Genomic DNA, 24,807 nt, shown 5'->3' with positions numbered 1-24,807 from the left:
GGATACCCAACAACGTGCGTCGTACCTGTTTTCTTTAGGCATTTACATGGCCTGAGGACAGGTGTCGCTCGCCTGTTAATGAAGACTCGATTGTCTGGAGATACATTAAATGGCCAAGCCCACACTCGAAGAGTATTTGTCTTACCTGAGCGTCGAACCCCGCACGAAAGGGTGGGGCGCCTTGCTGGTTTATGACCGGTTTAAAACCAACATGCTGTTGGCGCAAGAACATATCGAACGGTTTGATGGCAGTCACTGGTTGAAACCGATCAGCCTGCGGGTGGAAACGGAGGGCGGCAGCTGGACGGATATTTCTGAGTTGACGCTGGACAAGCCCAGCCTGTCGTTCGTCAATTCCAGCATCAGTAGTTCGGCTGCCCGTTTAAGCATGCACGTGTCGGGGGGCAAGTTCAAACAACTGCGCAGAACGCCCGGCAGTGGTCAAACAGAACTGGTAGGGCTTTCGCGGCTCGATCCGTTGAGCGCCCCGGCTGTACGCATGAACATCAACCTCAATCAAAGTAATAACGGTACGATCACGGATGAAGGGCGAGTGACCTTGGACCTCTCCCAGGGTTCGGCTTACACCTTCGAAGTGTCGAGTTGGAAAGACTTGAACGAAAAGGTCGGCAGCGCCATTCAGCGCGCCTTCGCAGCGCTACCGGCCGAGGAGCGGGTGTGGGAGCTGAACACTCTCAAGCCTGTCGAGGGCGAACTCAAACCCACGTCTTTTGCGGTGCGTACCCATTCGTTGGCCAAGGCTGGGCAATCGATCGTCAGCAGTGATCCGGCTGAGCTGGACGAGGGCGCAGTGGTGGTCGGCGTCGCGTTCAATGGTGCACGGGGGGGCGACTTCCCAACCCGGGACGAGGACATGCCGTACTTGTTGCCGGAGTCGGGTTCCTCGGATCCGTTCACGATGAACCTGCTGGTGGGCAACGATGTCTGGAGCAAACAGGTGCTTGCCCAGATGTTCAAGAAAGTCCCGGGTTATGAAAACGAGCAACCGGAGTATGAGTCGCAGGCAGGTTTCATCACCCAGCTGACTTGGCCGGGGCTCACCGTTACAAGCCCCGAGCAGACACACCGTTTTTCAACGCCTCCTTTGTATGAAGGGTTGGACGGTGCAATTACCGCCAGGCGCATCGATGGCTTCAAAGCATGGCGGTTTGATTTGCTGAGGACCTCGGTGAACATGACGCTTGCTTCAAAGGGCGGCGTTATTGTGCTGGAGTGGAAAGGCCAATGGCCGCCGTCTGAAGATGGCCACCCGGTTCTGGAGTCTGACGAATTTGTCTGGAGAGCCAATGGGGGCAATGGCAGTCTGGCAGTCAAATATCCGGTGGTGATTGACTATACGTGTCGGCAAAACTTTGCACTTGAACTCGAGACCGCTGGCGAGCACAAAGGCCGTGTCAAAGTGGTGAAAAAAGAACAACAGATCGATGTTGCTCTGGCTCAATACGACGGTCGGCAATTCGTGTGGTTGGAAGAAGTATTCAAAACAGCCCAAGACCTTTTCATAACTTCTTTCAAAAACGCGTTCGATCAGGTGGTTACGGCGGTTGCGTCGGCAGGCGCGTCTATCGATGTGCTGCGGTTGAACGGTTTGCTGTTCCGTGGCGAGCAAATCGCTGAGCCTCGGAACCTGCAGGTACCTGGCGACCTGTCATTGCTGGGTACTTTGGCACCGAAGCTCACCGCATTCGCCGTCGAACCGCTGGAAGCCACGCTTTCTGCGGGCACCACACAGACCTTTAGGCTGGCGCCACTTCCTGGTGCAGCTGTGGCCTGGAGCCTCGATCACCTGCCAGGTGAGTCAGGGGACAAGGGCACCATTGCCAACGGTGTTTACACCGCGCCGGCAAGCGACGCGATCACGGGGACGTCCAAGCGGGTCATCGTTACCGCAACGGCCGGTGATCAGGTCAGCCGGGCGTTGGTGACCGTCGTGCCGCAGGGCGTTTCGGTTTTCCCCTTCATGCTCAGCGGCCAATTCTCTGACCAGTCGCCTGCCAAACCATCCCGTTACGTTGTGGTCGGCGGCAGCCTGGGCGCTCCGTTGAGCTGGGCGATGAAGCCGGGCTCCAAAGGCACCCTGCGGTTACCGGGCGCTGAAGATTCGGACCTGGACATTCCGGTGGACAAGGAAACGCGTATCTACGTCGCCCCAACCAGACAGCCGGGGGCTTCCGGTACAGTCGATTTTCTGATGCAGCTGGACACGGTCACCGTGAGCTCGGGGGCACACACAGAGGCCATGGATGTGGTTATTCCGTGGACAACCACCACTGCCGAGATAAGGGTCACTGCGCAAACGGACAATACCCTCAAACTGGCCTTGTGGGTACAAAGTTGGGACGAGGGCGATGTGGAGATACCGCCTGCGGACACGCAGTGGTTTCTGGTCAAGGGCGAGGGCGATCTGTCAACGACAGGGATCTACACGCCGGGTGCGGAAGGTGACTACATCATCGTTGCCGCGTTTGACAAGACTTCCACGCGGCTCCCTCTATGGGACTACGCAGTGCTGCCCATGCCCTACGAGCAGACCCACATCGAACTGGTCGAACATGTCCAGGTGCACAGCACTCAAAGGAGGAGCTGATCATGGCTGCCAACTCCAAACAAAACCTGCTCGATGAACTGGAAAAAGGGAGTGTGTTGCATGGCTGGGGCGCAATCCTGGCCATCGGGCGTGAGCGCTTCAATCAGTTGCTCCAGACACAATTTGTCGATGCTTTCGCGACGCAGGATTTTACCTTGCCGATCAGCGGCGAGTACTTCATGGAGAATCGTACCGAGAAGGTCGTGTTCGACAACCTCATGCTCGGCCCCCCGCAACTGTCGTTCAAGCATGCCAGCGGTAGAACGGCGCACGTCACCGTCAGCATGGAGTTGATCGCCGGTACCTGCCATGCGATCGCTCAGCATTCCGGGGTGCCAGCCTGGCTGCGTCGAAGTCATGTATTGATGCAGGGCATGGGTTACCAGTTGCAGATGCAGGCGGTGTTGAGGGTGATTCCCATACCCTTTTCCAGCCAGAGCCAGTTGATCCTGGACCTGAGCACTGTCACCGAGCCTACCTGTAATCTGGCCTCGTCCGAGATCGCCAGCCGTGCGATGGGAGACTTCATCAAGCAGCAACTTGATCAGCAACGCACTGAGTGGGTACTGCCTGTGCTGACACTCGACTTGCTGGGTTATGACGCGACGGCGATAGAGAGCTTCGATGTCGTGACCCAGAAAGCACCTGAGGGCGGCGGCAGTGGCGCCTCACCCGAAGACGATGGTGCAGTGCTGCTGTTGATGCAACTGCGCGGCAGTGCTGCCCGGGGGGACGTTCCTTCTGCGCTGCCCTACCTGTTGCCCGCGCTGGATGACGGGGGCGGCAACTACAACGCTGCCTTGCTGGTAGACCGCATGCGGGCGTCACTGTTGAGCCGGCGTGCCGAAAACACGCTGGCGCGGATAATGCTGGTGCAGGCTTATCAGGTGAGCATGGCCGAAGAGCATGTTGCGCATGATGCAATTCTGTTCGGTGACATCGGGGCCACTGCGCAAAGCGCAGACCTGCAACCTGCCCTGAGCAGTGTCGCGGCCTCGCGCCAGGTCAATTACCAACTCAAGGGAACACCCGCCGGTGCATGGTCGGCGCGCAACCTGCTTCATCCGCGAGCCTGCGGTGAGGTCGTCGAAGGCCGCTATACCGCCTCAGCGCTGAACGAGTTCGTCAGCCATCAACAAGTGGTGGTGGTCACTGCACACGTTGCCGGCGAAACGGGCAACAAGACCAGTACGGCCTTGGTGGTCGAGTCCAGCGACCCCTTGGCCATATCACCCAGGGTGGTGCTTTGGGGCGAGGGAGACGCTGCGATCAAGCTGAATGCGTCCCAGAGTGAAGGGGTGCAATGGTCGCTCGAGGGGGGGGAGCATGGCATCTTGCGGCCCGACCCTGCCGACCCGCGCATCGCCCACTTTGTGCCCAAGGACCAGGCGGGGGCGGCCCAGGTCGTGCTGCAGCGTATCAAGGTCAGCTGCGGCGCCGAGAGTGGTTATGCCACTGTGGTGATACTCAACCGTGCCCCAGTGCTGAAGGTTGAACCGTTTCATGTGAGCACGATGCCACCGAGCGGGATGCAGACGTTCACTTTGGCCGACTACCCCGCTGACCGGTGGGTACTGTTCGGTGCCGGCGAGATCGACTCGGCCACCGGCGCGTACACGGCGCCTGAAAGCGACGCGGGCGAAGTCAGCGTGGTCGCCGGTATCGCTGGCATACATTCCGGTTTTGCCGTTATCGAGCACCAGCCTAACAGGCCACAACAAGTGGCCAGCCTGCGGGCGCGCTGGAAGACGCTCAACAGGTTCGAAATTTCGCTCAACAACGCCAACCGCAACCGGGTGCTGGCCAATGGGCTGCAGCAGGTCGGTATCGACATTCTGATCGAAACCAACTCGTTCGAGGGCGATGAGGGTGTGGTCTGGGACCCAGTGAGTGATCTGGAACTCTCGACGCTGGTGATCCTGCATGAGGATGGCACTGAAGTCGATTATCTGAGTCCCGGGTGCGAAGGGCTTGACCCGGACGAAACCGGTTCCCCGAGGAAATGGGCGGTCAGCAAGGTTCGCAATCGCTTCGACTACTTGCCCACCGGCAGCACCCCGGCTGCGCAGGTGCCATTGCGCACGCCCGCTGATGCCAGGCGCACGGTGACTGTCTATGTACATTGCCTGGAGGCGGAAGTCAGTAAGTTCAAGGCCAAGTTCCAGGACCATTCCAATGGCTGGCACTACTCGCAGGAAAAGGACGAAACCAAGGGGGTCGTGCAACTTGAAGGGGTGCGTGTACCGGCACCGAGCATCAGCAACTACTCGATGGTGGCAAAACGTGTGGCCAGCCGAATGGGTTCGGATCACGGCCAGCCGCTGGATACCTTCAACTATTGGCACTACACCACCGATTACTGGGTGATCAGCGCCAGGGACGTGCAGTTTGCCAGCGCTCGTTTCGATCACGCCTCGATGATCAGGTGGGAAAGCGAACTGCTCAAGGAGTCGTATTGCACGTACACCGGCTTCGCCTTCAAGCCACGCCGTTACCCGGGTGCGGTACCTGCGTCTACGGGCATCGAGTATCAGGCTGAGTTGCAGTTGTTGGCGAAAGAGTCCTTGGTGAATTTCAAGGAACTGGATTACGGCTTCAAGGGGCAGGAAGACGTCGCCGAAGGCAGCCTGCTGTTAAGCCTGGATCGGGCGCCCAACCTGAACTACTGGTACGACACAGGCGGCAAGAAATACCGTGAAGTGCTGGACAAGCCATTGTTGTTCACCCTGATCGACAACTTTGGCATTGCGCACCGGCTCAAGGCCACTTTTGGCGGCGGAGCCGATGGCCGAAACACACTGACGCTTGAACTTCAGTAAGTGTTTGTCGCCCCTTGGCGGGGCGACTTTTTTCCGCTATCAGAACGAGTGTGTTCCTATGACGACGCAATCCCTTATTCATTCCAACGCTTTCAATTTTCTCAGCTTCGTGCAGGGGAGTGTCGACCCGCGAACCGGGTTGTATTCACTACTGATAGAGCTGCCCGAGTTGCCTGCCAACCACCTCAGCGGCCCCACGCTGCCACTGCGCCTGGGCTACAACCCGCTGAACAGCCAGGACACCGGATTCGGTGTCGGCTGGAGCCTTAACCTCAGCCAGTTTGTCGTCAGTAGCGGCATGCTCAGCTTGCATACGGGTGAGAGTTTCAAGGTGGCAGACAATGGCCCTGGCGAAAAGGCCGTGATACCTGAACGCAAGATCGACAGTTTTCATTTCGACAACGTCAGCGAGGGAGGGAACAAGTGTTTTCGGATCGCCCACAAGTCCGGCTTGATCGAGCTGCTTGAGCCGCAGGCACCCACATTTGCGGTGGCTTTGCCTGTACGCGTGCTGGCAGCGAGCGGGCACGGCATCAATCTGACCTACCAGGTGGTAAACGGCGAGCCGTGCCTGGCATCCATTACCGATGACACCCAGGTCAACGGTCGCCCGCGCACCTTGCTCAAGATCGATTACAGTAGCCATTCACGGGTGCTGATCGACCTGAACCCTGATTCCGAAGCGTTCGCACGCTACACCCTGGAGCGCACGGGTGATGAGCTGGTCAAGATTGTTTTGCCAACTGCGGACCAGGCACGCTGGGCATTCACTTATCGCCGGGTGGGCGAGTTGCGCTGCCTGACTGATCTGCACACTCCCGTCGGTGCACGCGAAGTCATTGAGTACAAGGATGACGGCCATGCCTTGCCCGGCGGCCAAGGGCGAACGGTGCCGTACGTGCAGCGGCATGTCCTGAGCCCGGGCGGGGGGCAGCCGGATATCGAAACGCGGTATGCCTTCAGTAGCAACAACTTCCTTGGTAATGGCACGGGGGTGGCCTGGGAGGACAACGGGCTGGACAACCTGTACAAGTTCACCGGTTCCAGCTTTGTCTACAGTTCGACTGCGAGTCAGTATCAGGACGGCACCGCGCTGCGTATGACTGAGCGCACATTCAATCGCTTTCACTTGCTGACCTCGCAGGTCACCACCCAGCAAGGCTGCATCGAAACCGTCACAACGACCTATCACGAACGAAGTGACACTGGGTTCGCAGACCAGCCGAACAACTTCCAGTTGCCAAACACGGTGACCTCTGCCTGGTCGTTACAAGGCAACTCCAGGGATCGCCGTACTGAAGTGTCCGCCACGCAATACGACAGTCACGGCAACCTCACCCTGGAGGTGCAGGCCAATGGTGTACAGACACGCTATAGCTATTACCCGGCCGAGGCCAGCGAGGGTTGTCCGAGCGACCCGGAAGGTTTCGTGCGCACCCTTAAATCACAGGTGCTGGTGCCCGCAGCCGACGGTGAGGGGAGGGCAGAGGCGCTGAGCCGAAATTTCACCTATATCGCCTTGGGCGCACTCGATGCTCAGGCCAAGGGCCAGCTTTTGCCAGACAGCGAAACCCAGGTGCGTGTGATTGACGGCACCATCCTCTGCCATACCGGGATTGAGTACGCCGAGGCGCTGGCCGATCCGCTGCTGCATGGCCGGCGCCTGAGCGAGGTGCGGAGCATGGGCGGCAAGCCTACCCGTACCGACTACCGCTATGCCCTACGGGTGGTGAATCAGCACCCGGTAGTGGAGACACAAGCTACGGTGACCGGCTTCGACGGGGCGCAAAAGGTCAATACGCTGCAGTACTCGGAGCTGATCGGCGAGCCCCTGCTCAACTATGATGAAAACCAAGTGCAGATTGCCTACGAGTACGACCAGCTCAGGCGTGTAGTGCTGGAAACGGTGGCTCCGAACATGGAGGAGTTCAAAGCCGCGCGCGCATACAGCTACCAGTTGTCCTCCACGGGAAATCAGGCTGTGCAGGTCATGAAAGATGTCAAAGGGGTTACCACCTGGAGCTACGTAGACGGCCTCAATCGTGTGGTTCGCCAGTTGCGCCAGGACCCTGACTTCGCGCAGACAATGGCCGCCCAGGAGGCGCCACGGTTGAGCTACAGCGCTGCCTACGATGCCTTGGGCAATCTGCTTGAAGAAACCGAATATGAATGGCTGGCGCTGGACGATCTGCCGCTGCGCACCCGCTTCGAATACGACGCCTGGGGGCAGCGCAGCTGTGAAATCGGCCCCGACGGCGTGCGCACCCATGAGCAGATCGACCCGATCGGTACGCCAGAATCGAAAGGGCCGATCCTCACCCAGTGGCGCGAGTCGGCGGACGGCCTGTTGCGCACTGGCAAGACCGTCACCTGGCAGAATCTTTTCGAAAAGCCGGTACGGGTCGAACGTTTGCGCCTGGATGGTACGCGCGAGAGCTTGCACCAGTACTTTTATGACGGCCTTGGGCGCACGGCGCGAGAAATCGACGGCCGCGCCGCCCAGACTGCTTTCGCCTTTGATGAGTTCGACCGCTTGCACACGCATACCCTGGCCGATGGCTCGCAGGTGGTGCGTGAGTATGCTGGTCACAGCGATGAAGACTTGCCGGTGCTGATCAAGGTGCTGCACCCCGATGGCGCTACCCAGAGCGTGCTGGGTGAGCAGGTGTTCGACGGCCTGGGTCGCATGGTCGAATCAATTACCGGCGGTCGCCGGCGCGTGCTGCAGTATGCCGATGGCATGCGTCAGCCTGAATCGGTCATCACACCCAGTGGCCAGAAAATCCGTTACCAATATCTGCCTCAGTTGGGTGAAGAGCCTTTGCAACGGACGGTGATTGACTCGGGGGTCGAGGCTCAATACCAGTATGACAAGCAGAATGCGCGGTTGCTGTACTGCAAGGAGCAGGGCGAGGAGCTTTCGCGTACTTATTTCAGTACCGGCCAGGTACGGTCGGAGACGCGAGTTCAGCAGGGGGCTCGCTACGAGATGGCCTATGTACACAGCCTGGGCGGACGCCTGTTGAGTTACACCGATGTACTCGGGCAGGTTCAGTCTTATACCTACAATTCGCTGGGCCAACTCGAACAAACCAGCCTGGGTACGCTGACCAGTACGTTCACCTATGACTCGCTGGGGCGTAACAGGTCGATCATGACCCAGGCGCGTGATGCCGATGGCAGCGTTCGCAGTTTGCAGACCACCCTTGAGTACGATGAGTTTGAGCGTGAAACGTCGCGCCGCTTTGATTTTGACGATGCGCAACAAGTGCTGGCGCAGGCTTATGATGCGCTCGATGCGATCGTGAGCAAGACGCTCACCGAGGACGGGCGAGTGCTGCGAGAGGAGGCTTACACCTACGACGAGCGTGGCAGATTGACCGATTACATGTGTGAGGGCGAAGACGCATACCTGCCGGTCGACCCCTACGGCAAGAAAATCCAGGCCCAGCGCTTCGATTTCGATGCCTTGGACAATATCTCCCGAGTGCGCACGCGTTTTGACGGTGGCACCCTCGATGCCCGCTATCAGTTCGACAATGAACTGGATCCTGCACAGCTGACTGGTTTCGAAATTCGCGGGCTTGAGGATTCGCCGCTTATTGTCGCGCTCGAGTATGACCTGGACGGCAACCTGGTGCTTGACGAGCAAGGGCGCACGCTTGCGTACGATGCGCTGGGGCGTTTGCAAAGCGTCAACGGGGCGGCCGGTACAGCCAGCGCGAACTATGCGTATGACCCGCTGGATCGCCTGGCGATGCAGGAAACCCTTTGAGCGGTGCGCACGGTGTAACCGGTGTTTCTGGGCTTTGGCGATGCGGTTAGGCGCATATCCGGAGTGATCTGGTGCCCTTGAGATCGAGCGCCGCCCGCGCGGCGCTCGATCTTGTTGATAACTCGATAATTACTCGGCGGTTTAAAAGGCTGATGCAAGAAGTCAACTGTCAGTTCTGCCAGTTGTTCGTGTTGAACAGGGGCCTTTAAATAACGGTATGCAACTCGCTTAGTTTCGGCGTCCTTAACCCTCCAGCGCGACAGGATAAACGTAATGAGCACGTATGAAAAAAGGACCATGACGGCCGAGCAAACCCGCCAGGCCGTGCGTCAGCAGCGGGCGCAGGCTTCTGTGTCCACTGCATTGGAAGCCCCGTTGATCGACCCGAGCCTATTGGCCGATCCCGCTGATAACACGCTGAAAAGCCAAGTGTTGCTCAGCGCTGATGGGGAACTGACAGTCAGCATCCCGGCATGGGACACGTTTGCGCCGCCCGGCTTCGGCGTTTACGACACTTTATATATTTATCATTTAAGTGAGAACGGGGGGCGGGAAGAACTAATCAATAGGGAACTTGACGAAAGTAATAGAGACGAGTTCCCCCTGCCGTATACCGTGCCCAGGGAAAGAGTTGAGGCGTGGGGTGAAGGTACACAGACATTCACTTATGAGGTTTTACCTTACAGTGGGGGCACGAGGCTTCAGGGCGGAAGGCTCGCGCTGATCTTTGACCGCATTGCGCCCAACCGAGGTAACGTCCCGCCCGCTTTTGCGCCGATTGCAGATGTCACCGACGCCAACGTGGCAGATGTTGAGCTGACGTTGGGTTCGTACCCTGATCATGCCGCCGGCGACAAGGTTGCCGTCTACTGGTTGAAGGATGTACCCGAGGACCTCACCGCGGTATTACCTGCCGTGACTGTAGATGTCGGAACGTTACCACAGCAATTGAAGGTGCCCCGGACTGCCATCGAAGCCGCAGGCGATGGTGGCCTTTACGCCCTCTATCTGCTGGTTGACAAGGCCGGCAACATCAGCCGAATCGCCCCTCCTACCGCGGTGGGTGTTGCGCTTGGGCCATTGCCTTCGGGTTTGAAGGCTCCTGAAGTGCCGCTGGCTGGCGATGGAGTGATCGACCAGGAGGATGTGTTCACGGGTGTGTCGGTGCATATCCCGGCATTCGAGCACTTCAAGCCCACAGATGAGTTACAGGTGACCTGGGGCTCCCTCGAACTGGGTTGGCAGCCGATTGGCAACGCGCCATCTTTCCCACTGGCAATCAACCTGTTGCCGCTGCAAGTGTGGGGCGAGTATGCGGCCGCAGGCAGCGGGGCGATGTCGACACCTGTCAGCTATGCACTGCGACGGGGGGCGGTGCCAGCGGGCACCGAGCGGACGGCTGTGGACGTTAACCTTGAACGTATCGGGCCGGTCGATCCAGGCCCAGACCCAACCTGGCCAGACCCGGTCAACCCGAAGTTGGACAACGTCACGGTCAAAGGTGAGGTTTCGGGCAAAAACAATGAACTGACGCCCGACGATCAGTTCAAGCCTGCGACCCTGACGTTCGTGCTCGATAGCACCTTTATCGAGGGCGATAAAATTACCTTCCATTGGGGTGGAACCCATATCACTGAAGCGGATCATGAGGTGCTGGACACCGATCCCGGTGAGCAAGTCACGGCAACGATCCCTTGGGCTTACATCGAAGCCCACAAAAACGGCGTAGTGCCGGTGCATTACAGGATCACTCGGGACGGTGTTCCCAATGCCTCAGTGTCGCCATCGACCGATGTAACCGTAACGGCCATTGTCTTGGTCCCGGACGCCCCTGAGTTTCTTGGTGGCAATACCGAGGCTCCCGTGGGCTGGCTGACCTGCCGATCATTGTATGACCCGGATGACGATAGCGGTGCCGCAGCGGCCATTCGTGTTCAGGTGCCGGACCTGGCGGCATACGGTTTAGTGACGGGTGCCAAAGTTACGATGCATTGGACGGCAGTGCATGGCTTTACCGGTGAAACGCCAATACCGGACATTGACAAGGTCGAGGAAATTACCCTGACAGCGGAAAGTTTGAATGGGTTTGTATGGCGTGTGGAGCCCTATGACACACACATACTGCCCATACCTAACTTCAATGCTGCCCTTAAAGACGGGCGCGCCCGTGTTTGGTACACCTTCGAACTGGACGGTACGACGTACACGTCCGGTACTGAGGAACGCATCATTTCAATGCATCAACTGGGAGCAGCTTGCCCACTCAAACCGTAAGCAGGCAACGCATGAAGATGGCGTCAGCCATCTTCATCTCCCGTCAGATGTCTTTTGCTCAATTGACGAATATTCCTACAGAGGTTTCGGGTAGTGCCACGTAACTTGTACGAAATTTACCCCCTAATCCGTGGGTGATTTCAGTTAATACGACGGAGACCTTTGATTCAATGGCGACTGTGCTTAAAGAACGCTCGTACCCTTCAATGCAGGCGGTGCTCATGTTACCTGTACTCTTGCTGGCTAGCCCGGTTACCGAGGCGTTGACCGTCGTGGAGGGCAAGCGAGCGATCGACGCCACCACGCCGGTCGACAGCTATCAGCTCAACCCTGGCGCCTGGCTTGAGGCGGTCGATGCATCGACCCTGCAGTTGGATATCGGTAGCGGTGCGCAGTTGCAGATGCAACGCAGTAACGTGGATGCGCAAGGCGCTGATGGCATCGCCCTGCGTGGTGGGGCGAGGGTGACCATAGCGGACAACTCGCGTGTGGTCAGTGACCGCTATGGCCTGCGTTTGGAGTCTGACGGCACTGCGGGGGCTTCGGCCACGATCAGCGACAGTCATGTTGAAGGTGCCCGCGGCGGCGCATTGGTGTCATCAGCTGCCACCTTGAGCCTGCAACGCAGCGAGTTGATCGGTACCGGGACCGCTGCGGCAGCGAACATGTTTGGCGGTGCGACACTGACGGCTCAAGACAGCCGCTTGGTAGGTGCGCAAGCTGGGGTGCGTATCTTCTCCGATGCTGCTTTGCCGGGTACAGCCACGCTGAACCTGGTGGGCTCTGATGTGCAAGGGCTGGACGGCTCGGCCATCATTGTCGGCAATCCGTTGCTCGGCCCTGCCAATGGGGTAATAAACGTGGCAGGCGGCTCCACGTTGCGCGGTAGCAACGGTACCCTGCTGGAAGTGGTGGGCCGGTCGACGGCGAGCATGACTGTCGACAACAGCCAACTTGTGGGAGATGTACGCGTCGAAGCCGGCTCCAGTGCCTCGTTGACGCTGGACAACCAGGCCAGCCTGACAGGCCGCCTGGAGAATGTGTCCGGCCTGTCCATTAACGACCAAGCGCGTTGGAACATGGTCGAAGATAGCCAGGTCGGCAGCCTGGCTCTCAATGGCGGCAGTATCAGGTTCGGTGAACCCGACCAGTATCAACGTTTGGCCTTGGGGACTCTGGCAGGCAGCGGAACGTTCATCATGGACAGTGACTTCAGTACTGGCCAGACCGACTTCCTTGATATCACCGGAACTGCCACCGGTAGCCATAGCTTGCTGGTGGGCAGCAGCGGCGCTGATCCCTCGGTTGAAAACCAGCTGCATCTGGTGCACGCCGCGGCGGGTGATGCGCAGTTTTCATTACTCAACGGGCCAGTCGACCTGGGGGCTTTTTCCTATGACCTGGTGCAGCGAGGCAACGACTGGTTCCTCGATGGCTCGCGCAAGGTCATCAGCCCTGGCACTGCTTCTGTGCTGGCTCTGTTCAACACGGCGCCGACTGTGTGGTACGGCGAGCTGACGACGTTGCGTAGCCGCATGGGCGAGTTACGCCTGGATGAGGCAAGTGCCGGTGGCTGGGTTAGAGCCTATGGCAACAAATTCAACGTGTCCGACGCATCGGGTAGCCCTTACCGGCAAGTTCAGCAGGGTTTCTCGTTGGGTGCCGATGCGCCGCTTCCGGTAGGCGATGGCCAATGGTTGATCGGGGTGATGGCGGGCCACAGCGGTTCTGATCTGGACTTGGTCCGGGGCGCCTCGGCAGAGGTCAAGAGCTACTACCTGGGGCTTTATGCAACCTGGCTCGATGCCCAGAGTGGGTACTACCTGGACGGTGTGGTGAAGCTAAACCGTTTTGACAACTCATCAAAAATCGCCTTGAGCGATGGCACGCGGACCAAGGGCGACTACGACAACCTTGGCGTGGGGGCATCCGTGGAGTTTGGTCGGCACCTGGAGCTGGGGGCTGGTTACTTCATCGAGCCCTACACGCAATGGTCGGTGGTCAATATCCAGGGCAAGGACTACCAGCTGGACAATGGCTTGCAAGCCCAAGGTGATGATACCCGTTCGCTGCTCGGCAAGGCCGGTGCCACCGTTGGGCGGACCTTCGAACTGGGCGAGGGGCGATTGCTGCAGCCGTATCTGCGCGCAGCCTATGCGCATGAGTTCGTTCAGAACAATCAGGTGAAGGTCAACAATAATCGATTCGACAACGATCTGTCGGGTTCGCGAGGCGAGCTTGGGCTAGGGGTTGCCGCGACCCTTAATGATCGCTTGCAGCTGCATGCAGACTTTGATTATGCCAATGGTGAAAAGATTGAGCAGCCTTGGGGGGCTAACGTCGGGCTGCGTTACAGCTGGTAGGTCGGTCGCAACAGGGAAGGTTCAGCCTTCCCGTTTTTGTGCACGGTAACAAACGTAAGGGGAAGCATGATGCAACGATCAGCGAGAGGCCTGCCCACCGATACGCTCCTCGAACCGCCTGTTTCGCCAGATGTTCTGCCCAATATCCCAGGAGGGCAGGACAACTTGCTGCCCGTATCGGCGCTTGCACGTCCATTGCGGATTGAAGTGCCTATGTGGGACTACTCGAACCCTTCACCCGACTACCCGGAAAAGCTTTTCCTGTATTGGGGCGCGCAGTTGGTCGAGGAGAAAACCTGGTTCGACACCATACCGCCGCAAGACCTGTACGCCGATGTCCCGGTAGCGCTATTGGCTCACGGCCAGGTGCTTGTGACCTACCGCGTCCATGGTTACAACGGAAGTCAGGTGGTGTCTGAGCCGCTGACACTGACGATCGACAAGATCGCGCCGTTGCTGGGGGGCGAGGACGGTGCCTTGATTGTCGAGGAGCAGGTCCTGGACGAGGGCGTTACGGTGAGCTACCTGGAGTCTCATGGTGATCGTTTGTTGGCCACTGTGCCGGGGTACGACAGCCCGGCAGTGGGCGATATGCTGACGTATTACTGGGACCGAGCGCCCTTTGCCAACGAGCAGGTTGCCGAGCTTGAGGTGACAGATCAGAACGTCGGGCAGCCGTTGGTACTCGAATTTCCCGGAGACATGATTCGCGAGCGTGAGGATGGTGCGCGTTATATCCATTATCGGGTACGTGATCGCGCGGGTAATGTCAGTGCACGATCGCAGCCCGTCACACTGGCGGTAACGGCCACGCCGGTGCCCAGGAGCTTGAGCCCGGTGCTGATCGCCCAGGCTGAGGGTTCAGGGCCACAACTGACGCTTGCGCTTGACGACTTTGACGCTCCCTTGTTGATCGAGGTTCCGGCCGAGGTGATGGTGTATCCCGGTGAAACGATCACTGTCGTGTGGGGGGAGCCGGGAAGCGTGGGGCACTATTCAACCCGGACCCCGTACGAGGGGCGCGACCGGCACTTTGAAATTCCGGTGCAGAAGGTTTTGGCGCAAAGCAAGCGGACCCTGCCGGTCATCTACCAAGTCGATGGTGGTGACAGTGCTCTGGACTCTGATCCGGTCAGGTTGGAGGTGAGGGCGATGACGCAAAGGCTGCCTCAGGTAAACCTGGTGGGTGCCGACAGTACAGGCTTTCACTTGGCTTCTGCGCCTGCCCATGTACCGATCAAGCTGGACACGTGGCGGATGATCGCCGAAGGGCAGCGGGTCAGCATCCAGGTGACGGGCGTATTGCAAAGTGGCAATGAGGCGCCCGCCCATGATGCACTTGTCGCACATCCGGTATCGGCTACGCAAGCCAGGCAGGGGATTGGCATGGATAACGCTGTGACGGTGCCAAAAACCTATCTGGCAAGCCTCAGGCTCAATGAACGGTTTACTGTCAGCGTTCAGGTGAGTTTCGATGAGGGCGGCAACTGGGTCCGTTTCCCCTCCATCAACCTTACGTTGCGCGCCTGAGGGTATAGGTTGGCTCACTCTGGTTTCACCGGGCTGGAGCGTTCGGCTGTAATGCCGCTGTAGTCATTGATCGTGGTGAAGTTGACCTGAAGGCCCTGGGTTGTCGGTAACCGCTTCAGCGCATACGTCTGACGGCTCAATGGCAGGGCCATGTCGTGGGCCGTAATGGTTTCACTAAACCCAGCGCCGCTGATGACCAGTCGGTTGAAAGTGAAGTGGTAGGGCGAAGGGTTGTCGACAACCAGGTGCGGTTTGCCGTCTATCAGTTGTACCGACCATGCCAGGTCCTTGAGCCGGTCTTGCGGGCGGTCTTTCAGATGGCTGGGGCGATAGAACAGCTTGATGCGCGTACGCAGGGCAATGTTCAGAATATTTTGCCGGGTATCGGCCGTCGCCTGCGGAATTTCCTGCAAGTTGAAATAGAACAGCGACTCACGGTCTTGCGGCAGGTCATTGGGTAGTGCGTTGATCTGCACTGTCTGCTCATTGCCGGGGTCCAGACGGAACAGCCCAGGCGAGGTTATGAGGGGGACAGCAGTGGTTGCATCGTCGGCTTCGGTATTGACCCAAGCCTGAGCGGCGAACGCCGTTTTCGAAGGGTTTGCGACAATCACTGAGGCGCTGCGTTTGGCGCTCTCATGGACGATACGGGTATGGCTGATGGTAAGTGCCGCATAGGCAATTGGCGTGTTGGCGCCGAGCAGCAGCAGGCAACTGCACACAACAGCCAGGGGGTGACGGAAAAACAGCATGGCGTTGGACCGGGTGTAGTTGGAATCGACTCCAGGTGCAGGCACCTGGAGTGCGTGTCAAGGCAGGTTCACCACGAAAGAAACTTCCGCCTCGGCCAAGCCTTCGCTAACGGTGGCGGCAAAGGATTCATACGCCGCGTAGAACATCAAGTCTGTCGGGCGGGTTTCATACAGGTCGTATTCTTTGGATTCGGCATTGGGGTTGATCTTGGTGCGAGCCTGGTCCTTGATCACAAGACCCAGGCCCGTGGCGCCGCCGCCGCGAATACCGTAGAGGTTTGTGCCCACTACACCGTGCAATGGAGTAAAGGTGATCTTGGTTTTTGCGCCGGGTGCGATGGTGCAAGTAGCGCTAGGCGTTACGCGCAACGCAAATGCCACGTCTGGGGTAACGGTGCCGCTGGCGCTGAAGTACTTGGTGGTGAAGTTGCCGAGCGATACACGAGGGATAACGCTTCCGCCGGGGTTGACCACTTCGATCGGGCAGGTGCCGCCGCCATAGACCGTACCGTAGAAGTTGATCTGGCCGGTTTCGGGGGCTGCGAATACGTTGCTGCTGGCCATTCCCAAGGCAAGCATGAGTAAAGTCTTTTTCATTGGCAGTTCCTTGAATCCTGTTCGTATGTGGGGCAGTCCCGGAATGCTCCCAGACGGCTAAGCGCCTGTTGGGGGGAGCGGCGAACAGGTTAAAGGGGGGGGGATAAGCGGGATGTAGGAATAATTAGCAAGCCTGCATGGATTGCGGGATGGCAGCCGCCGCAAGGCGCGGCGCGTCGGCCTGTCGCGCCCCCCCCTGATGCGGCAGGGCGTATCGCTTAGTGCGCTGATCGTCGATTCGACAGGCTGAGCATTTCTTTGTGTTGATGCCAATCGAATGTTTCGCCCTGTTGTTCGGCTTCGTAGCGCATTTCTTCCAGCTGTTGATACAACTCGAGTTCTTCATCCGGCATGAAGTGCAGGCAATCGCCGCCAAAGAACCAGAGCAGGTCACGGGGTACCAGGTGGGCAATCTGCGGATAGCGCTGGATGACCTGGCAGATCAGATCCTGGCCCAGGTACTGGCTTTGCAGCGGATCGGTTGGCAGATGGGTAAGCAGCTCGTCGAAGCGTTCCAGGAACAGCACGTGGCTTTCTTCGGGAACCTGCTCGCTTTCTCCGAGCGCCACCAGAATGGTACGCAGGTGGTGCAGCAATTGCAGGTGGTGTGCCAGGTAGGATTGGGCCATGAACGTAACTCGATTGCGTAGACAGTGCTGAATCATACGCTCCCGGCCACTTCGTGTCGCGACCGAGCGCACACAGGCTATCTCCTGGCTGGAGGCTGGTTCGGCTCAAACCAGCTTCTGCAAGCGAGTGCACTATCAACTGCAATTACTGCCAGTTGCCGCTGTACGTTCGGGATGTTCACATGAACCCATTGAAACAGGAGATATTGCAATGGCTGATGGTATACCCGACAGCGCGCAACCCCCGACCCGCGGCGATACGCTGAATACTGTTTTGGTCGACCCGCTTACACTGGTGGTCGGTGTCTTGAGTCGCCAGATCGTCAATGCGTCATGGGTTGACTACGCCCGGCGTAATTCGCGCCGCGTGAGTGAGCAGGTGCAGTACGACCGGATGGTCGAGGGCGCTATATGGCGCGTGGGCACCCTGAGCTTGGGTGCACCATGCGTTACCTACAACGAACAGCACATCACGATAACGAACACCATCGTAAAAGATTCACAGTTTGCTTTGCGCGCGGTGTTGGGGCGTGTTGGGCGACGAGTTCATGAAATGCTGGAAACATTACCGGCTTCGAGAACGGCATTCACAGTCAAGGTGCCACTTGCCAACGGCTACCTGCGTTACAAGTTGCTAGAGGGGTCGTTCCTTCGGCTGCAGTGGTCCGGTGAGGCACTGTTCGAACATACGGACGGTGACTTTAGTTGGGCAGCGCTTACCGAGCACTATAAAGAAACGGCGCGTGTCAACCTGTATGGAGTGTTGCCGCCTATCAGCCCGTTACTGCACGATGTGAAAGGCTCTTTCAAGCTTCGAGAAGCGTCATTGGACCTGACGTTGTCCAGTGGGTCGAGTGAACTTGCGCTGGGGGGGACCAACTCGCTGAGTGCCCCGGAAACGGCGGGGGATGCGGGCGTATTGTCTTTTTTGAGCGTTCTCTTTCCCGAGGTTTTACTGGGGTTGCCTCCGGTTGACAACGCTTGGCTCGCCGGTTTTTGCACACCGCCAGGATCGCTGCGTTTTACCGCCGGGCAATTGATTCCGGAGTTGCTACTGTATTGGGCAATGTACGACGCTAACAGCGTGGCTGACCAATACCGCCATCAGGCACACGTCGAACAACCGCTCGCCATTACCCCACGGCTTCGATTGGTTGGAGTCAGTGATGAGAAACAGGCATTGACGTTGGCGCCAGCCGCGGCAAATGTGCAATGGGCGTTCGAGGGTGCAGCATCAGGGCGCCTGATGAGCGAGAGGGATGAGATGTTTTATTATCCAGCCAGTGCACCTACGCCAGCATTCGCGCTTGACTCCAACAACAAGACCAAACGTGAGGTGGCACTACAATCTGGCCCGCGTACGCTTATCAGTGCAGATGTGATCAAGGCCACGGCAGGTAGTGAAACAGCCATATCCACCTTCGTTACGTTGCACACCATAGAATCCCACTACCTGAAAGCAGAACTGGTAAACAACAAAGTCAGGCTGCTGCTTTTTTATGACAGTTGGGAAGGTGAGGTGGAGGTGCGAGCCGCTGACACTCGATGGACTGTCATTAGTGGCAACGGCACAGTGTCCGCAACGGGTGTTTTTACGCCACATCCGACGGCGCCTTCACCGTTCACGGTGCTATTGGCTGAAGATACTCAAGACCAAGCCCGGTTTCATTATTGGGCCTCGATTGTAATACCCGTGCCAACACTGACTGCCGCCCGCTTCGTTGAGCTGACCAACGGTTGAATGTGGAGTATCGAAGAGCAACCCGAGGCCGGCGGCAGGCCCCGGGCGCTGACATTGACGTTAGCGAATATGCCCTTCAGCGCGCGTAAGCTGCGCTTTTTCAAAGGCATCCACATCGATGACCTGGCGGCGAGCGTGCTGCGCATCGAGCAAACGCTGGCCTTCATGCGGCTGCAGTACGCCAGCATCCACAGCCGCATCGATGGGCGACTCCCCGGGTGCTGGTCGTACGGTACCGTCCTTCACTGACTGGTGCAGCGTTCGTTGCAGTGGCGCGACCTCATCGAGCAGGTCGCTGGCGCGTTGCAACGCAGCCACAGGGTCGCCTTCGGCCTGGGGCCGGAAGCACCCTGCCAGCAATTCTTCCAGCGCTGGGTCGCCTTTGCTTCTGCCAATCAGTTCGGCCACCTGCGCATCCAGTTCGTCGCTCGGCCCGGTATGCCTGCGACCGAACGGGAATACCAGCACCCGCAGGGCGCAGCCGACGAAGCGGTTGGGGAAGTTGTCCAACAGCCGGTCCAGGGCGTTTTCAGCCTGGCCAAGGCTTTCTTCCATGGCCCAGCGCAGCAGGGGGCGCATGTGCTCGGGCGAGCCAAGGTCATGGTAGCGCTTGAGTGCAGCCGAAGACAGGTACAGGTAGCTGAGCACATCGCCGAGCCTTGCACTGAGGCGTTCGCGGCGCTTGAGTGCGCCACCGAGCAGCATCATCGACAGGTCAGCCAGCAAGGCAAAGGCCGCAGCCTGGCGGTTCAGGCTGCGAAAATATCCCTGGCTCAGGGCGTCGCCTGGCACCTTCTCCAGATGACCCAGCCCCAACCCGTGCACCAGTGTGCTCGCCGCGTTACCTGCGGCGAACATGATGTGCTTCATCAGCAGTTCGTCGAACTCCTTCAGGGCCTGGCCGTGGTCCTCGCGGCCTGCCAGGGCCATTTCCTCGAGCACGAACGGGTGACAGCGGATGGCACCCTGCCCAAAGATCATCAGGTTGCGCGAGAGAATGTTCGCGCCTTCGACCGTGATGAAAATCGGCGCCCCTTGCCAGTTGCGCCCCAGGTAGTTGTTCGGGCCCATGATGATGCCCTTGCCGCCATGCACGTCCATGGCGTGCTGAATGCATTCGCGGCCCCGTTCGGTCAGGTGGTACTTGAGGATCGCCGACAGCACCGAAGGCTTTTCGCCCAGGTCCACGGCCTTGGCGGTCAGCAGGCGGGCGCTGTCCATCAGCCAGGCGTTGCCGCCGATGCGCGCCAATGATTCCTGGATGCCTTCGAAAGCCGCCAGTGGCACGTTGAACTGCTCGCGGATGTTGGCGTACTGGCCGGTGACCAGGCTGGTGTATTTGGCAGCACCTGTGCCCACAGCAGGGAGGGAGATGGAGCGGCCCACCGACAGGCAGTTCATCAGCATCATCCAGCCCTTGCCAAGCATGGCCTGGCCGCCGATGAGAAATTCAAGCGGGATGAACACGTCCTTGCCGCTGTTGGGGCCGTTCATGAAGGCCGCGCCCAGTGGCAGGTGGCGTTTGCCGATTTCCACACCGGGGGTGTCGGTGGGTATCAGCGCCAGGCTGATGCCCAGCTCTTCTTCTTCGCCCAGCAGGTGATCCGGGTCGTAGGCCTTGAAGGCCAGGCCGAGCAGGGTGGCGACCGGGCCGAGGGTGATGTAGCGCTTTTCCCAGTTCAGGCGCAGGCCGATGACCTCCTCACCTTGCCATTGGCCTTTGCAGATGACACCGGTATCCGGCATTGCGCCTGCATCGGAGCCGGCCAGGGGGCCAGTGAGCGCGAAGCACGGAATGTCGTCGCCCCGGGCCAGGCGTGGCAGATAGTGGTTGCGTTGCTCGTCGGTGCCGTAGTGCAGCAACAGCTCAGCCGGGCCGAGGGAATTGGGTACCATCACCGTGGAGGCTAGGTCACCACTGCGCGTGGCGAGCTTCATGGCGACCTGAGAATGAGCGTAAGCGGAGAAACCTTTGCCGCCGTATTCCTTGGGAATGATCAGGGCAAAGAAACCCTGCGATTTGATATGGGCCCAAGCCTCGGGCGGCAGGTCGAGATCCTGACCGATTTGCCAGTCGCTGACCATCGCGCACAGCGCCTCGGTCGGGCCATCGATGAAGGCCTGTTCTTCTTCGGTAAGTGTTGGCGCAGGGTAGTCGAGCAGCGTGCGCCAGTCGGGGCGGCCGCTGAACAACTCGCCGTCCCACCATACGGTGCCGGCGTCGATGGCTTCGCGTTCGGTCTGCGACATGGGCGGCAGGGTGCGCTGGAACCACTTGAACACAGGGCCGGTGAATACCTTGCGCCTCCACTCGGGTAGTAACAGCAGGGCAGCCTTGGCGGCCAGAACCAGCCAGATCAACGCCAGCAGCCAGCCGGGCGCCGAGCTGAAGATGCCCATCAGCAAGGTATAGCCGGCAACGATGGCGAGTATCTGCAGCGGTGGCAGACGCCGGTGGGTGAGGTACGCCGTGCCGATCACCAGGACCAGCAACCACAACAGCAACATAATCCTTCCTCCTTGGAACCAGGGGCTTGGGCCGTCTCACAGAGCTTAGACGCAACACAGTGAACGGCAGTATCAGAACAGTGACAGGGTGTGGCTGTGGGAGTTTCAGCTCATTGTTCGTCTATATCGACCCACTCGCCGATGCAGGCGACAGAGGCCTGGAGTAGACTCACCCCTTCGCATTCATAAGGACGTCGTCATGCTGAAGATCTGGGGTCGCAAGAATTCGAGCAATGTGCGCAAGGCGCTGTGGATCGCCCACGAGCTGGGCCTGGATTTCGAATCCATCGACGCCGGCGGCGCCTTCGGTGTCGTCAACGAGCCGCACTACCGCACCCGCAACCCCAATGGCCTGGTGCCCATGCTCGAAGACGGCGACCTTACCCTGTGGGAGTCCAACACCATCGTGCGCTACCTGTGCGCCGAGTACGGCGCAGAGCAGGGCTGGTACCTGAAAGACCCGCGCCAGCGCGCCTTGGCGGACAAGTGGATGGACTGGACCACCTCGTCCTTTGCAGGGGCGTTCCGCCCGTTGTTCTGGGGCCTGCTGCGCACCCCCGAAGACCAGCGCGACTGGGTCGCGATCAATGCCGCGCACAAACAGTGCGCGCAGTTGCTGTCGATCGCCGATGAAACCCTGGCGCACCAACCGTACCTTTCCGGTGACCAGATCGGCATGGGCGACATCCCACTGGGGAGCTTCGTGTACGCCTGGTTCGAAATGCCCATCGAGCGCCCGGCCATGCCCCACCTGCAAGCCTGGTACGAGCGGCTGAAGCAACGCCCGGCCTACCAGGCGGCGGTGATGACGGCACTGACCTGAACCTGCTTCGATAGTCACTATCAATACACATGACTGTACTTGTGCGGCCAGGCCTTGCACCATGGCCGCACTCACTGCGCCAGTGACTTGCCCTGGCGTGTCCTGACCTTTTCACTCGGTACGTGACCCGCTATGAGTTCTGCCCTGTCCATCCGACAGCTGACCAAAACCTACGGCAACGGCTTCCAGGCCCTCAAAGGCATCGATCTGGACGTCGCCGAAGGTGACTTCTTCGCCCTGCTGGGCCCCAATGGCGCCGGCAAATCCACCACCATCGGCATCCTCTCGACCCTGGTCAACAAGACCAGCGGCACGGTGAACGTGTTTGGCCATGACCTGGATCGCGAACCCTCGGCGCTCAAGCGCTGCCTGGGCGTGGTGCCCCAGGAGTTCAACTTCAACCAGTTCGAGAAAACCTTCGACATCGTCGTGACCCAGGCCGGCTATTACGGCATCCCGCCGAAACTGGCCAAGGAGCGCGCCGAGCAATACCTGACCCAGCTGGGGCTGTGGGACAAGCGTGACGTGCAGTCGCGTTCGTTATCCGGTGGCATGAAGCGCCGCTTGATGATCGCCCGGGCGTTGATCCACGAACCGCGCCTGCTGATCCTCGATGAGCCGACAGCGGGGGTGGATATCGAGCTGCGCCGTTCGATGTGGAGCTTTCTCACCGAGCTCAACCAGAAGGGCATCACCATCATCCTGACCACGCATTACCTGGAGGAGGCCGAGCAGTTGTGCCGCAACATCGGCATCATCGACCACGGCACGATTGTCGAGAACACCAGCATGCGCAAGCTGCTGGGCAAGCTGCATGTCGAGACCTTCGTCCTCGACCTCAGGCAGGACCTGGCCCAGGCGCCCACGCTGCAGGGCTACCCATGCCGCCTGCTGACACCCCACACCCTTGAGGTGCAAGTGGACAAGGACATCGGCATTACCGCGCTGTTCGGCCAGTTGGCCCTGCAGAACATCGAAGTGCAGAGCCTGCGCAACAAGACCAACCGTCTCGAGGAGCTGTTCGTGTCCCTGGTTGAAAAGAACCTGTCGAAGGTGGCCGTATGAGTGTGGAACTGCGCACCAACTGGGTCGCCCTGAACACCATCGTTTACCGCGAAGTGCGGCGCTTCCTGCGTATCTGGCCGCAGACCTTGCTGCCGCCGGCCATCACCATGGTCTTGTACTTCGTCATCTTCGGTAACCTGATCGGCCGGCAGATCGGCGACATGGGCGGCTTCACCTACATGGAGTACATCGTTCCCGGGCTGATCATGATGTCGGTGATCACCAACTCCTACGGCAACGTGGTGTCGAGCTTTTTCGGCAGCAAGTTCCAGCGCTCGATCGAAGAGTTGATGGTGTCGCCGGTATCGCCGCACATCATTCTGGTCGGCTACGTGCTGGGCGGGGTGCTGCGAGGCCTGGCGGTGGGGGTGATCGTGACCATCCTGTCGCTGTTCTTCACCCACCTGCAGGTCCATCACCTGGGCGTGACGGTGGTCGTGGTGTTGCTGACGGCGACCATTTTTTCGCTGCTTGGCTTCGTCAACGCCGTGTTTGCACGCAACTTTGACGATATCTCGATCATCCCGACGTTCGTGCTGACGCCGCTGACCTACCTGGGTGGGGTGTTCTATTCGATCAACCTGCTGCCGCCGTTCTGGCAGACCGTGTCGCTGGCCAACCCGGTGCTGCACATGGTCAACTCGTTCCGCTACGGCATCCTAGGGGTGTCGGATATCAGCATTGGTACGGCGATCACCTTCATGCTGGTCGCCACCGCAGTGCTCTACGCGCTGTGCGTCCGCCTGCTGGTCAGTGGCCGCGGCATGCGCGCCTGAGACCCTGTGCTTGCGCCGGCGCCATTGCCGGCCAATCCACCAGCGCCAGTACAGAAGGGTGGTGAACCAGGCGATGATGCCCAGCACCACACCGCACACTACCGAGCCCAGCAGGAACGGCTGCCAGAGCGTTGCCAGCTGGCCGGTGATCCATTCGAAGGTAAGGTCTTCGGGCAGGCTGCGCGGCGGCGTGCCCAGCAACCAGGCGCCGGTCATGTAGGTGACGAAGAACACGGGCGGCATGGTCAGCGGGTTGGTCAGCCACACCAGGCTGACGGCGATCGGCAGGTTGCCACGCACCGGTATCGCCAGCGCTGCCGCCAGCAGCATCTGCATGGGGACGGGAATCAACGCCGCGAACAGGCCCACACCCATGGCCCGGGCCACCGAGTGGCGGTTCAGGTGCCAGAGATTCGGGTCGTGCAGCAACTTGCCGAAAAAGCGTAAGGACTTGTGTTCCCGAATGCTGGTCGGGTCCGGCATGTAGCGTTTGAAAAGGCGGCGCGGCATGTAGGCTCCCCGAGCGGTCATCGGGGAAGTATGCCTT

At 59.3% G+C, this 24,807-nt stretch carries 15 protein-coding genes; 10 read left to right on the top strand and 5 right to left on the bottom strand.

Annotated elements, in window-relative coordinates; all coding sequences use genetic code 11:
• The first annotated feature begins 109 nt into the window (after positions 1–109).
• The 6 genes from IWW33_RS04100 (at position 110) to IWW33_RS04075 (ending at position 15,369) form a co-directional block, all read left to right on the top strand.
• Complete coding sequence (locus IWW33_RS04100; RefSeq protein ID WP_196914202.1) at positions 110–2,608, top strand: hypothetical protein; 2,499 nt, start codon at positions 110–112, stop codon at positions 2,606–2,608.
• 2 nt (positions 2,609–2,610) lie between these two features.
• Positions 2,611–5,427: a hypothetical protein gene (locus tag IWW33_RS04095; protein WP_196914201.1), complete on the top strand. Its 2,817-nt coding sequence runs from the start codon at positions 2,611–2,613 to the stop codon at positions 5,425–5,427.
• A gap of 58 nt (positions 5,428–5,485) precedes the next feature.
• On the top strand, positions 5,486–9,202 hold the full coding sequence (locus tag IWW33_RS04090) for an RHS repeat protein (RefSeq protein ID WP_115275603.1): 3,717 nt from the start codon (positions 5,486–5,488) through the stop codon (positions 9,200–9,202).
• A 273-nt stretch (positions 9,203–9,475) separates the two neighbouring features.
• Complete coding sequence (locus IWW33_RS04085; protein WP_115275604.1) at positions 9,476–11,476, top strand: hypothetical protein; 2,001 nt, start codon at positions 9,476–9,478, stop codon at positions 11,474–11,476.
• Positions 11,477–11,646: 170 nt separating this feature from the next.
• Positions 11,647–13,839, top strand: a complete 2,193-nt coding sequence (locus IWW33_RS04080; RefSeq protein WP_119688510.1) for an autotransporter outer membrane beta-barrel domain-containing protein — start codon at positions 11,647–11,649, stop codon at positions 13,837–13,839.
• Positions 13,840–13,905: 66 nt separating this feature from the next.
• On the top strand, positions 13,906–15,369 hold the full coding sequence (locus IWW33_RS04075) for a hypothetical protein (protein ID WP_196997696.1): 1,464 nt from the start codon (positions 13,906–13,908) through the stop codon (positions 15,367–15,369).
• Between the two features lie 14 nt (positions 15,370–15,383).
• Here IWW33_RS04075 and IWW33_RS04070 read toward each other — a convergent pair whose 3' ends face one another.
• The 3 genes from IWW33_RS04070 to IWW33_RS04060 all read right to left on the bottom strand — a co-directional run bounded on the left by IWW33_RS04070 (position 15,384) and on the right by IWW33_RS04060 (position 17,347).
• The gene (locus IWW33_RS04070; RefSeq protein ID WP_174141829.1) at positions 15,384–16,121 is read right to left on the bottom strand and encodes a molecular chaperone; all 738 of its coding nucleotides are present in this window, start codon (positions 16,119–16,121) and stop codon (positions 15,384–15,386) included.
• A gap of 57 nt (positions 16,122–16,178) precedes the next feature.
• Positions 16,179–16,718: a fimbrial protein gene (locus IWW33_RS04065; protein WP_115275608.1), complete on the bottom strand. Its 540-nt coding sequence runs from the start codon at positions 16,716–16,718 to the stop codon at positions 16,179–16,181.
• 218 nt (positions 16,719–16,936) lie between these two features.
• The gene (locus IWW33_RS04060) at positions 16,937–17,347 is read right to left on the bottom strand and encodes a PA2817 family protein (protein ID WP_115275609.1); all 411 of its coding nucleotides are present in this window, start codon (positions 17,345–17,347) and stop codon (positions 16,937–16,939) included.
• Positions 17,348–17,558: 211 nt separating this feature from the next.
• Between IWW33_RS04060 and IWW33_RS04055 the strand changes: the two genes are divergently transcribed.
• Entirely contained in the window at positions 17,559–19,088 is a 1,530-nt protein-coding gene (locus tag IWW33_RS04055; RefSeq protein WP_119688511.1) for a hypothetical protein, read from the top strand.
• Positions 19,089–19,148: 60 nt separating this feature from the next.
• On the opposite strand, the gene IWW33_RS04050 is transcribed toward IWW33_RS04055, so the two are convergent.
• Complete coding sequence (locus tag IWW33_RS04050) at positions 19,149–21,596, bottom strand: acyl-CoA dehydrogenase (RefSeq protein WP_115275611.1); 2,448 nt, start codon at positions 21,594–21,596, stop codon at positions 19,149–19,151.
• 199 nt (positions 21,597–21,795) lie between these two features.
• On the opposite strand from IWW33_RS04050, the gene IWW33_RS04045 reads away from it, so the two are divergent.
• The 3 genes from IWW33_RS04045 (at position 21,796) to IWW33_RS04035 (ending at position 24,260) form a co-directional block, all read left to right on the top strand.
• A complete protein-coding gene (locus IWW33_RS04045) occupies positions 21,796–22,419 on the top strand; it encodes a glutathione S-transferase (RefSeq protein ID WP_046786572.1) in 624 nt (207 codons plus the stop codon).
• A gap of 132 nt (positions 22,420–22,551) precedes the next feature.
• Positions 22,552–23,484 (top strand): ABC transporter ATP-binding protein, encoded by a 933-nt coding sequence (locus tag IWW33_RS04040; protein WP_039601023.1) that lies wholly within the window; start codon positions 22,552–22,554, stop codon positions 23,482–23,484.
• Positions 23,481–24,260, top strand: coding sequence for an ABC transporter permease (locus IWW33_RS04035; RefSeq protein ID WP_012313417.1), 780 nt, complete (start codon positions 23,481–23,483; stop codon positions 24,258–24,260). The genes IWW33_RS04040 and IWW33_RS04035 overlap by 4 nt, the downstream gene beginning before the upstream one ends.
• On the opposite strand, the gene IWW33_RS04030 is transcribed toward IWW33_RS04035, so the two are convergent.
• Positions 24,144–24,770, bottom strand: coding sequence for a DUF2062 domain-containing protein (locus IWW33_RS04030; RefSeq protein ID WP_119688512.1), 627 nt, complete (start codon positions 24,768–24,770; stop codon positions 24,144–24,146). The two genes, IWW33_RS04035 and IWW33_RS04030, sit on opposite strands and share 117 nt — an antisense overlap.
• Positions 24,771–24,807 lie beyond the last annotated feature (37 nt).

The organism is Pseudomonas sp. M2 (assembly GCF_015751845.1).
Classification (GTDB): domain Bacteria; phylum Pseudomonadota; class Gammaproteobacteria; order Pseudomonadales; family Pseudomonadaceae; genus Aquipseudomonas; species Aquipseudomonas putida_E.
Note: the sequence above shows the minus strand (reverse complement) of the source record. Positions and strands in the feature narration are given on the sequence as shown.